The 12,775-nt window shown below is 39.1% G+C and carries 6 protein-coding genes; all 6 read left to right on the forward strand.

Annotated elements, in window-relative coordinates; genetic code table 11:
• The first annotated feature begins 249 nt into the window (after nt 1-249).
• The 6 genes from KO511_RS03980 to KO511_RS04005 all read left to right on the forward strand — a co-directional run bounded on the left by KO511_RS03980 (nt 250) and on the right by KO511_RS04005 (nt 12,753).
• Entirely contained in the window at nt 250-1,578 is a 1,329-nt protein-coding gene (locus tag KO511_RS03980) for a DEAD/DEAH box helicase (protein ID WP_215986177.1), read from the forward strand.
• A gap of 514 nt (nt 1,579-2,092) precedes the next feature.
• Entirely contained in the window at nt 2,093-3,418 is a 1,326-nt protein-coding gene (locus KO511_RS03985; RefSeq protein WP_215986178.1) for a sphingomyelin phosphodiesterase, read from the forward strand.
• The gene (locus tag KO511_RS03990; RefSeq protein ID WP_215986179.1) at nt 3,418-4,356 is read left to right on the forward strand and encodes a chromosome segregation ATPase; all 939 of its coding nucleotides are present in this window, start codon (nt 3,418-3,420) and stop codon (nt 4,354-4,356) included. Before KO511_RS03985 ends, KO511_RS03990 begins: the two co-directional genes overlap by 1 nt.
• 390 nt (nt 4,357-4,746) lie before the next feature.
• On the forward strand, nt 4,747-5,940 hold the full coding sequence (locus KO511_RS03995) for a DUF3103 domain-containing protein (RefSeq protein ID WP_215986180.1): 1,194 nt from the start codon (nt 4,747-4,749) through the stop codon (nt 5,938-5,940).
• Nucleotides 5,941-6,473: 533 nt separating this feature from the next.
• Nucleotides 6,474-11,330 (forward strand): hypothetical protein, encoded by a 4,857-nt coding sequence (locus tag KO511_RS04000; protein WP_215986181.1) that lies wholly within the window; start codon nt 6,474-6,476, stop codon nt 11,328-11,330.
• A 325-nt stretch (nt 11,331-11,655) separates the two neighbouring features.
• Nucleotides 11,656-12,753 carry an ElyC/SanA/YdcF family protein gene (locus tag KO511_RS04005; RefSeq protein WP_215986182.1) on the forward strand — a complete coding sequence of 366 codons (1,098 nt, stop codon included), beginning with the start codon at nt 11,656-11,658 and terminating at the stop codon, nt 12,751-12,753.
• Nucleotides 12,754-12,775: the final 22 nt, after the last annotated feature.

The raw sequence follows: 12,775 nt of genomic DNA on the forward strand, positions 1-12,775 counted from the left end.
AAAGCAAGGGAAAGTCAAAAAAACCCAAGAATTTAAGCAATTATCGAATTAATTGATACATGTCTCACAGCCAGTGGATGTAAATGTTAATGTTCTAACTAGAATGAGTACCAAACCAAGATGAAATGGAAAATTTCTGTGATCTCTACCCACTCCTACACTTTCAGGGTATCATGGCGCGTTTTTTTAATTTCCGTGTTTGGGTTTAAACAAAAGTAAGACTGAGACACACATAAACAGGAGAATACTTTGCACTTTAGAGAGTTAGGGTTAGACAATCGCTTATTGAAAAATCTTAAGCATTTTGATTTTAAGCAAGCTACAGAAATCCAGCAGCAAGCCATACCGGTGTCTATAGCTGGAAAAGACTTGCTTGCTTCTTCAAAAACAGGCTCAGGAAAAACGCTTGCGTTTGTGTTACCTATGCTACACAAGTCCTTAAAGAACAAAGCATTTTCTGCCAAAGATCCCCGAGGAGTTATTCTTGCCCCTACTCGAGAATTGGCAAAACAGGTGTATGGTGAGTTACGCTCTATGTTGGGTGGGCTGTCTTATGAGGCGACGTTAATTGTTGGTGGTGAAAACTTTAACGACCAAGTTAAAGCGTTGCGCCGTTACCCAAAGTTTATTGTCGCTACACCCGGTCGTTTGGCTGATCATCTTGAACATCGTTCGTTGTATTTGGATGGGCTGGAGACTCTGATTCTAGATGAAGCTGACCGTATGTTGGATTTAGGCTTTGCCCCTGAGCTGCGCCGGATTAGCAGTGCAGCCAAGCATCGCCGTCGCCAAACTTTGATGTTCTCAGCGACACTTGATCATGCTGAAGTCAACAGCATTGCGTATGAAATGTTGGATGCTCCAAAGCGAATTGCAATAGGAGTTTCAAACGAGCAGCATAAGGACATTACTCAGACATTTTATCTTTGTGATCACCTCGATCACAAAGAATTGGTTTTAGAACGTATATTACAGGAAGCTGAATATAAACAGTTAATTATATTTACAGCAACTCGTGTTGATACTGAGCGTCTGACTGAAAAACTCAATGCAAATAAATTAAAAGCTGTCGCCTTAAGTGGGAATCTTAATCAAACTCAGCGAAACACAATCATGAGCCAATTTGAACGTGCCGTATTTAAGATTTTGGTTACAACGGATGTTGCCTCTCGTGGGCTCGATATCGCCAATGTGACTCATGTGGTCAACTTTGATATGCCAAAGCATACCGAAGAATACGTCCATCGTGTTGGCCGTACAGGTAGAGCGGGAAATAAAGGTGATGCCCTTTCTTTAGTTGGCCCCAAAGATTGGGATAGCTTTAAACGTATTGAAACCTATTTACAGCAGGATATTACTTTCTCTGAATTAGAAGGCCTCAAAGGGAAGTTCAAAGGCGTGAAACCTAAAAAAACAGACTACCGAGTTAAGAATAAAGTGGTTAAGAAGTCTAAGCCAACTAGTAAAAAGCTGAGCAAAAAACCAGTGCAACGCGACAAAGGTTTTTACCAGAATGTTGCTGTAGGTGATTCGGTCTTTATTCCGAAAAAGAAAATTTTACCTAAAGATGATGATTAAATTTATTTAGTATTTAAAAAACATAAGGTTGAAAGCGAAAATCTTTACTCTTTCAACCTATTATATCTATAAAAACCACCACATTTGGTGGTTTTTTTGTTAGTTACAGCTCAAACTATATTTAGTATTTAAAACTTTAGATAAAACAAAATTTCCCCATACTTTTCATAGGTATCGAGTGCATAAAAATTTCATTTTTAACGGGCAACTATCCAGCCTCTACATAGAGAAATTTTTATCCTAATGTTTGAATTTTTAAATGAAGCCTAAGAATGAAAAATATAATGCCAAAAGATACTTACTGTCTGGCTGCATTTTGATAAAAATAATGATTGCATTTAGAGTTCTGAATGTTTAAACGAGTTCAAACTTTGAGCTTTTAATTCGTTAAAAAGTTCTTTGTCATCACGTTTTATAATTAAGACTATGAATCATATCCTTTAATTTATTTATAACAAATATGAAACATATTTAGTCTAAATTTTAACCGTAAATTCAGATAAAGGAAGATAACATGAGTTTTAAGCTGTGGAAGATTTTGCTAGTTTCACTCGTTGTAACGCCTGTTATGGCAGATACAGACGTATACTTGACCAATAATTCATCACAGCCATTAACCATACAAGTTAGTCATGATGGCTCTGACACATTGGAGTATGGGAAGGAGTGGCAGCAACCTGTAGAGACACTCGGTCCATGGGAAACGAAATTGGTTTTGAGTTTTAATCGTTGGGAAGGGGTAAAGTCGGGCCAAACATATAGATTTAACACAGTAGTCTCGAACTCTGTTGGAGAAGCTATAGAGCTGAACCAAGTGATGGATGGACATTGGTATAATTCATCAATCCAATATGGTGTGTCATCTTCAGATCTGGAACTTGCATTGCGAGATGACCGAGAAGTTCACCGGTTTAGTACTTCTGCATTTGGTGAACACAACTCGGAACTGAGCTTTAAGTCTTCTAAAACTGCTCGCTATGATGACCTTCACTATACGATTACGCCAGTGAAAAGCGGAGAGGTATCCGAACCGGACGAAAATACACTAAAAATCATGACGTATAATATTTGGGCTTTACCTGTCATGGCTTCCCATATAGATGATCGCTTCGATATTATTCCTGATCATGTATTGGGTTATGATGTTTTGGCCCTGCAGGAAGTGTTTGCTAGCGGACGTAATGAATTTTTGCGTGAGTTGGCGAAGGAATACCCTTATCAAACTGAGATGTTAGACAAGAAGGGTGCGAACATACACGATGGTGGTGTCATCATTGTAAGTCGTTTTCCTATTGTGGAGCAGGCTCAGTATGTATTTCCAGATTGTGCGGGCACAGATTGCTTCGCGGATAAAGGTGTTAACTACGCAGAAGTTATTAAAGGGGGTAAGGCTTACCATGTGTTTGCTTCACATACGGCCTCTTCTGATACAGATAAAGCTAGGGAGTACCGACAACGTCAGTTTAAACAGATCCGTGCCTTGGCTAAATCCTTAGAAATCCCTTCCCAAGAAACGGTAGTCTACAGTGGTGACTTTAATGTTAATAAGCTGAAGTTCCCCATTGACTATCAACTTATGATGGAAAATTTGAGTGTTATTGAGCCAGACTACTCGGGCTACACAGAATCAACGTTCGACCCCCGTGTTAATGACTTTTCCGGTAAGGCTTTATCGGGAGGAGAGCATGTTGAATACCTCGATTATGTCATGGTGAGCAACGAATATGCAGTGAAAATGCATAATAATAATCGCGTAGATGTCCCTCGTACTACCGATGAGAGGCTCTGGAAACACTACAACTTGTCAGATCATTTTCCCGTTAGTGCAGTGATCAAGTGATGGCCTATCATTATATTTTATTTATGCTCGCGGTTATCGCGGGCATTTATCTTTGGCCAGAAGAGGAAATGCAAGTTGATGTCGCGGGCAAGGCCAAGATACAGCAACCTAAGCTGGGTGTGGAGACCATGGACAATCACTCAGCTAACCGAGCAGTCCAAACGGTTTCCCCTCATTCAGTTGAGGTACTTACAACCCCTTCTAAGACACTATTAGTCAATAGCCAAGGTAGAGATTTAGTTGCAGCTTTGGAGCGATTTTGGCGTGATTGCCGGCACCTTGATGATTGCTCTCGCCAACTCTCAAATTTAGAACTGCAATTACCTGATTTTCGATATCAGCTGCTCTTGCGCTACCTCGAACTCAATAAAGACTGGCAACAAATTTGGGGAGGTACTGAACTTAATCGTTTCATTTTACTGGCCGATAAAGTAGAAGAATTTAAGCAGATTGCAGTAATGGTTTGGGGCGATTTTGCCGATGTGATTTTTGCCGATGAGTTTGCCTTTTATGATTTCAGTCTTGAGCTGCAAAGTCTTTCTCACGCTCCCTTAGAAGATTTTGTCGATAACTACCAAACATTATTAGATAAATGGCATCCTCAAGCGGAGTTATTGGCACTTGTATCAAATAGTGCAAAATATGAGAAAGGAATTAGTTCAATCCCCAGCTCATACTCTCTAGAACAGGTTCATGAGATAAAAATCCAATTAGCGAAAAAATACCTGACTGATGAAAGTTTTACGGCGATTAAAGCTAGAGAAAAACAAGTTACTCAGCAAAAGAATAGCGTTGAGCAATACCAAACCAAGCTTTTAGCTCTTCAAATATCGCTTGAAAGCCAAAGTATGATGACAGAATTATCAGATAGTGAATGGCAAATCTATGCTGAGCAACAAATTAGTCAATTTCGCAAAGACTATTTTCGCTATCGATAAATTACCGCCATCCCTCGGGACTCTCTCCAAGAGGTACCTCTCATTCATATTTACAATCTTTTGTAAAGATAGAGTATTTGCTCTTCATATATGCCCTCAAACAAAAGAGCTGTAAAGGCTGTAATATTGGATTTACAGCAAGGTACATTTAGCCTCTAACTTACTAATTTAAATGATAATACTATCCCTTGCATATTAACCGATTAATCAATTTTAAAATTCCAAGTCGCCATAGATTGAATTTCGAACAATTTGTTCATTAAGTGATCTCTATCTGAAAAATAGAACAAAAATCGATCGCTTTTGTTCCACTTATTGATACAGGTGATAGGTTGGGAGGGGTAGGGCAAAGCTCTATTAGGGATAAAAATTCAAATAAGGATCATTTTTATGAGACCAAACCTACCTATCAGCTTGATGCTTGCAACAACTATGGTTGGCTTCCAGTTGAACGCAAAAACTGTAAACACAACAGACGCACAATCAAAATCTGAGGAGATTGCACAACAGAAACAAGCGCTTGCTATGCACATCAGCGCTGTCTATGACGACTTAGAGGAATCAATCAAATCACAAATCACAGAGAAGAATCTGGCGACTGGTTTGGATTCTGTAGACAGTGCTCAGCCATACTCTGCATTCAAACAGCAGATGCAACAGGCCGACTTTCAATACCGTCAAACTAAAGGCATTACCCAATATACTGATTCAGTTATGGAGCTAAGAATTGCTGATGCGTCAATGATCAAAGATTGGAAGGGAGGAGAAAGCCCGCTGTTCGCGTTTGAACCTTCTGGTGATGATTCAAATTGGCAATATATCGAAGCTTATGATGTTTACGGGCAAATCCATGAATTGGATATTTACCAAATGCCAGATGTCCCTGTGCTTGTGGTTGACAGTAATGGTGCGAAAGAGCTTCGTGCAGGCTTAATGGCGATGCGGGCAGAAATGAATCGTTTAGGTCAAGATTCTAATTTGATTACCGATGGTAGTTCTACACCACTGACTAAATCCCAGCAAGGCGTTAGGCGCTCGTCTCAACTTAGCGATGTGGAACCACTCAATACCACTCAATTAACTAAAATTCGCCTTGATGATGATGAAGAGCCATGGATCTCAGGCAAGGCAGAAGTGTACGCCATCATTACAGGTGTTGATCCAAGCCGAGTTGAACCTGAAATTGACTTGGTCGATATGCCGTATTTAGATTACGATGGTAAAGATTACTACCCAAGCCAAACCATGATTTTCTGGCCACGTTATCGTTGGGGCGCTGTTGATATGATATTGATGGAACAAGACGACGGAACGGACTATAAAGAGCTAGCGAAAATCTTAGTTAAAGCCGCAGGAGACATTTTGAAAATGATCCCTGACCCAGAAATTCAAGGTTATGCCATCATTGCTCAAATAACGAATAGAATTATTGATGTTATTCCGGACGGAGTATTAACCAACGATGATGACTATCTTGATTCTTACTATACCCTGATGCAAAACACCCCTTATGTTGAGCGACCCGGGGCTGGTGGTAATGTTGTAGCAACCTTTAAGCCAGTGACGATTTCTCCCACCGAATAAATATCGATGATAAAAAAGTAGCGAAAACTAATAACATTCGCTGCTTTTTATTTTTGAACATTTAAATGTTACTAAATAGTAGAAAAACTATTTTACATCCTAATATCATCTGATCTGATGAAATCATCAATATGTATATATCATACATGAATTTTAAATATTAAATCCTGGTTTTTATTTAAAATACAAATAAATCAATCCTATTGAAATCACCGAAATTATAATGTTAAATATATTATTTACTGAATCATACGTCGTCATTATGCTTATGAAATATATATTTATAAAAATAATTTTAATGTGTTACCTGCGTCCTAAATATAAAATAAATAAAATTAAATAGGTAGTAATTATCACATTCAAAAGTCAATTTAACTGCTCATATAGTTATTTTTTTTAGATAAAATTCGAATTTAATGTTTATTATCAAGTTGTGTCTGTTTTTGGTGTCTATTTTTAGATAATTTGCCGTGTTGTTATTCGTTTTATTATAAATATAATTTTTATAGTTTCTCTCAACAAAAATATTCACTATGCCGGGTTTTGGATCTTTTAGAAAATTAATATTTATCGTTGTAACAATATTAATTCTTAGCTCTTGTGGAGGAGGGGGTGGAGAAGATTCATCCCCTCGTTCTCGAAAAATAGCAACAATTACGGGTGTGGTTTTTGATGCGCCAGTATCAAAAGCTGATGTGACAATATACGAATTTAACAATGGTTTGCTAGGGCGTGAGTTAGGCACAGTATCCACTTCTGTAAAGGGGGAGTTCGCCATAGATGTGGAATCATCATCTATGCCTTTATACATTGAAGTGAAGGGAGGGATATATGAAGATCCTCTTTCGGGAGATCACGTAGAGTTTAGTAATGGTAAACCGATACATATGGCCAGTGTATTCAATTATACAGAGGGAATATCTCAACAGGTTATGGTAACCCCTCTGACTTACATTGTTACTGGCTTAGCTGAATTTAAGATAAAAAGTGGGATTCCAGCGGCAAAAGCCATTGATGATTCGATAAGTATAGTGAGTTCTATGTATGGATCTGAAGAGCTTAACGTTAATTCTGTTTTACCCATTGATATCACAAAAGGTGGTGTTTCTGGTATTGCAACTGATGGGCATTTATACGGCGCGTTACTAACAGCATACGCCTCATTTGCATACGATTTATTAAAAGAAGGCGCCAATGGTGGGGATGCGTATACCTCTATGAATTTATCCGACATTGGCTATCGCGATGTATTAGCTGATGGATATCTTGATGGGGAAGAGTTAGATAGAACAGGCTCGTTTCCGCAGCCTATCTATTTTGGTAATGAGCGTATTGATACAGATTTTTATACTAATTCGATTGCTCAGCACGTAATGATTGTCGTCACCGATCCAGAGATTAACTTAGCATCTGGGCTAGATAGTGAACATTTTGACGAATTTATGGATGGTGCGGCTTTTGATCGTTACCAGAGCATGGCAAATTATCTTAATGATAGAGGTGTAGGAGCCAATGAAGGGGTCATTTTATCCAGAACTAAAATAGAGATTGACGAAACTCCCCCTAGCGCTGAGCGTGAAGGCAACTCTGTTCTCAAAGGTTTGGATACAGTAGAATTGCTTATTAGCGATGATATAGGAGTGTCTGATACCCAAATCACCCTACGGCATAGATTCGATGAATCAGAGCAATGGAACGACACCACATGTAGCTCTAACGAGGATAGAAATGATGTTTTATGTTGGGTTGATGACAGTGATTTTGTTGTTGGACCTAGGGAAACCAGCCTAAAAGTCAATATAAATACGACATATTTAGATCCTGAGGATGAAAGTTTATCTCCAGAAGCCTATTTACTGGTTCAAACTTCTGATGTCATGGGTAATGAAGATATGTCCGGCACTTTATTACCATTCACATGGGATAATATAGCGCCGATTATTCAGATCACTTCGGCACAAACCATTAATGAATCAACACCGACCTACATTCTAGAAGGGTTAGTAAAAGAAGACCCCGAGTCGTTAGTTGATGGGTTTGTTTACGTTTCACTATCGAGTGGAGCGCCACAACCTTATTTATGTACGGCAAAAATCTTTGGTTCTCAAACATGGTGTGAATTTAAAACTAATGGCTACTCTACAGCAGCGTTTGGGGATACGGCCAATTTTAAGATAACGACTGAAGACATAAATGAGAATATAGGTGAATCCTACTTTACTTTATATAATGATAACGTTGCACCTATTTTGCAGCTGAAATACCCAGAAGAGTTCTTTAATTTTGAAGATGATCAGGGTATTAGTTTTGAAGCGGAGTATTCAGAGGCAACGTATAATAACTTGTCTGTCGGAAGCTCAACTCAGTATCTGAAGATACTTTATGATTATGCATCAAGAGGGGTATCGGTAGTTCATCCAGAGTTAGATTTTACCGATTTTAATGAGCAGTCATTAATTGATGTCTCCTTACCTTTTGTAAGCGCTACAATCTTTGACGATACTAGTGATGACAATGTCTATGGTTCATCTGCTGATAATTTGACTTTAAAGGTCAAGTATTTTTCAAAGGAACAAGGGGGAGATTCATTCATCTACCAGACAGAAACCACGCAAAAAGCTAGTGACGCTGCATCCGGAAAAAATGTAGCCATTCCGTTTAAGGCTCTTAAGTATGATGTTGATGGTAAAGTTCCTCTAATGACATACCACATACCTTATTCAAAGGAGGTCCTTGATTTATATTTTGGGGATAAGACTTCCGACGATATACAGAAGTTGGCTATTTCGGTAATTGATGCATCTGGCAATGAGAGCGCTCCTCAAGAAGTTTATTTTAGGTCAACATTTGATATGCCAGAGGTGACGATTGTTTCACCCTTTATAAATGCTCAAGTAAGGCTCGAAGGACTTAAGTCTAATGGCGCATTCAATTATCTTAAATCTTGTACTACACAGCAGGTAGGTCAAGCACATGATGTGGCAAGTTGTACGATAACTTATGATTCGGCTGACTATGAGTTTTTCCGAGTATTTGTTAAGAGTGATGGTCGTACTCACTACTATCAGTGGAGTAAAGATGAATCAATACCAGTTGCTATTTCTACAAATGATAACCTTGGTGCGTATTTTTCTTCTGCAGATAATACAACACTTTATATTACCGAGTTTTCAAGTTACCACACAGGATTGTTCGATAGCCAATGGGATAGTTTGGATTCAGGTGAAAAAACGGTAGCGAAGGCTGAACAAATATTAGTGGAGGTAAACAGCGCTTTGAACAATCAAGCAAACTCAATGCTTGGTTTTGATCCTGTTCGGACTCCTTATGCGACTAATGAAATGCTGAGTTCTAGCCTTCCACCTATTTTGAGTGACGAATATATCTACCGCTTTTTACTTGAAAGTTTGACAGAGATGGCACATGAAAACAGCGCAAGTGACGCCAGCTCCATTGATTACGCTAGCGCTTTTTATGAAGACTTATCTTATGATGGTATGGCTGATGGGCAAGGAGAAAGCGGTCAAATCCTTGTTGGTTTTGATGAGCTGAGTTCTGAAACTTATCGTGATAGTTTGGCTAGGTATTATTATGAGATAGTCACTGATGCGGGTATTGAATCTCAGTATGCACTTACTCAAGCCGATCACTTTGCTACAGCAAATCCTACATTTGGAAGTGGTACTGTATTTGATGATGCTGGAAGCAGTATTGATCAAGAACCGCCGCTAGTTACTCTTGCGCCAAATGAGGTACAAGAAGAAGGAGCATTTATTGCGAGTGACTTTGGTAATGATTTTAAAATAGCAGGTAAAGTCACTTCAACATTGATAATTGAAGATTCATCAACAGTTGATGTTGAGAGTTTAAAGGTTTTTGGTGTCGATAATTCAAAAAAAAAATTAATTACTGATATTGATTTTGTGAATAGCGATGAGTCTACAAAATATAGGAAAGTTTATGATTTTATTATTGATTCTCAAGAAGTAATTTTTGAGGATGTCAAACAATTTGAAATTGAAGTCATTGCAAAAGATGGTGTGGGAAATAGAGTCAGCCCTACCATAGCATCAACTTATTATGTTGATAACCAAGTACCACAAAAAGTAAGTGTGCTAGTATCTCCGGAGTTTCCAACTCAGGATGACACCGTTTCTTTTACTATCGAGTTCTCAGAACCAGTAGCTGATGTTGAAGCGACCTTTGATGGGATTGATGTCGTCTTTGAAAAGGCAGATGAATATCAATTAGTTTGGACTGGTGAGACGTCTGAAGCTATCACCCTTAAAGCTGATGAAGTGTCAAAACAACTCATTGTTAAAGAGACTTACCATGATGAAGTGAATAACCACCATCAAGAATTTACCGAAGAAATTCTTGTCACTCCGATGATTACAGTTGATGACGTTACTGAAGACAACATTGTTAATGGTGAAAATGATGATGACATTACACAAGTTACTTTTAGTGGCACAACAAAAGGGTATGAGAGTGGCACAAGTTTGCTTGTCAACGTGCTTTCCGATAAACGTCCTGAAGATAAATTTGGTCCTATAGAGGTTACAACCAATGGCCCTGATGGTAGTTGGATAACGCCTACTCAAAATATGACTTTTTGGGAGGAAGCTGATTTTACAGTGCAAGTCACGGGTCCAGAAATTCCCTCGGTTGGTCAGGCCACCGTCAGCAAACGCTCTAGGTATGAAGACCAAATCCAGCCCCAAGTTGTCCAGTCTGTGATAGAAGTATTGCCTACTACGCTAGAAAAAGTGAGTGACATACAAGAAGTACTCATAGATGGTCAATCCGCTTTAGTCACCTTGACTTTTAATGAGCGAGTTACGCAGCCAACGGCAATACTAAATGGGCAAAATGTTATTTTTGAAGATCAACCTATGATCGAAGACGTTTCAATTAGCTGGGTCGGTAGGGTTGATGTACTGGAGTTACCAACTAATACCGCTACATCTTCATTGGATGTGTCTGGGTATGAAGATACCGCTTTGGAGTCTCATGGAGGTATGATGTTCAGTAAGGATATAGCACTCAAGCCTTTAACTCTCATGGACTCTATTGACGATTTACTAGCAGGTGATACAAGGATAATTTCTGTATCTGGCAGTTCAAAGGGATTTGAAAATAATGCTGAGCTAACGATAAGTGTGACTACAAAAGGCATTCCGAGCCAGAATTATACAAAAAAAACAAATGTCGGGTCTGATGGCCTTTGGCGTACTACTGATGAAGATATTTCTCAGTGGCAACAAGGTACATTACTCATCACAGTAAATGGCGAGAACAGCGTTGGTCAGGTAGCAGATGAAACAAGCCAAGAAGTTCTTTTTTCTGATGAGATAGTACCACCAGTTGATAAGGTTGTGTCTCCCTAACATTTGGATGTAAGGTATATCCAACATACCGGAGTGTAATAGATACAAAACGTCATTTCTGAATAAAAAACAATCAATAAAGCTCAATGGGCATAATAAGAAGTAGACCCCATTGAGTCTTATCACACCTAGTTAGCTCTTTTGGCAAAAAAGGTTGTTTGATTTTGGTATTTGTTACAGTTCTCGACATCTTCACTTCCTCACTGGCTTTGAGTTCTTTGTTGCTCTCGAGATGAAAAAACTTAATTCTCATCACAGTTTTTATATTTTTATTTTATAAACTGCACACTTGATTTTGAGATAAATAAGACCCTAAGGACTTTGCATGAACAAAACATTGATTTCGCTACTACTTGCAAGTGCATTGACACTCGGTGCGTCAACACCTGCAATCGCAGATTCAGAGCAAGCCGTACAAGCCTCTGCGCAATACACAGATTTGGTAACAAAACGTGAGGTAGTCGATAAGCTTTTAAATGATGCGGTAAGCGCATTTAAGTCGCCTGCACGAGTTTCTCACGCTGGTTTTACAGCGAAAATGCCAAGCAATATGGAAATAGTGACCGATCGCCTCTTGCAAGCATACCAACTCGAACCTTACCGAACGGATCTGTTGATTTCAGCGGCGAATGCGCAAATCTATAACAAGAATGTTGATCGAGCGATTGAGTTATTTGAGCAAGCTTTATCAGCCGCGCCTGATGATATTGATTTACACACGTATTTGGCTGTGTGGCAAAAATTTAAGGGTAACGAGGAAAAATCACAAAAGCATAGACAGGCTCTGACTAAACTCAATGCTGGAAAAGCGCAAGACTTAAGCAAAATTTTCCAAACGATTGACCGAGTAGTTGCGACGCCGCTGAAAGATCAAGCGGATAAGGGCGTGCTTAGTGATAGTGGAGCGATCGTAACTTTGGGGTATGCGTTAAACCCTGATGGCTCAATGCACCCAATTTTAATTGAGCGGCTTGAGACTACGTTAAAGCTCTCCAAAGCGAATCCGAAAGCGCTTATTGTTCTGACAGGGGGTGTACCGCAAAACCACAAAACGGAAGGTAAACTCATGGCTGATTGGTTAATTTCCAAAGGAGTGAGTTCCGATCGTATCATTGAAGAAAACTATGCCACTAGCACAGTGGGCAACGCGTTATTTAGCAGTTATGCCCTTGCAAGACACAAAATAAAGCATGCGACAATCATCAGCTCGGCCAGTCATGTCCGTCGTGGTCAGGTGCTTTTTGAGGTTGCAAGTTGGCAAACAGGACCAAGTGGTATCACCTTTGATACACTGGCCTATCCAGATAAAACACTTAATGATCTAAAACAAATCAGTGGTAGTGAACTACTTGGTATTTATCGTGACGCTTTACGCACTTACGGTATGTGGAGCTATCGCTCATACCCGTTGGAATCAAGGTAATAAAATGTTTCACTGGACCAAG

Source organism: Vibrio hepatarius, from assembly GCF_018860525.1.
Taxonomy (GTDB): domain Bacteria; phylum Pseudomonadota; class Gammaproteobacteria; order Enterobacterales; family Vibrionaceae; genus Vibrio; species Vibrio hepatarius_B.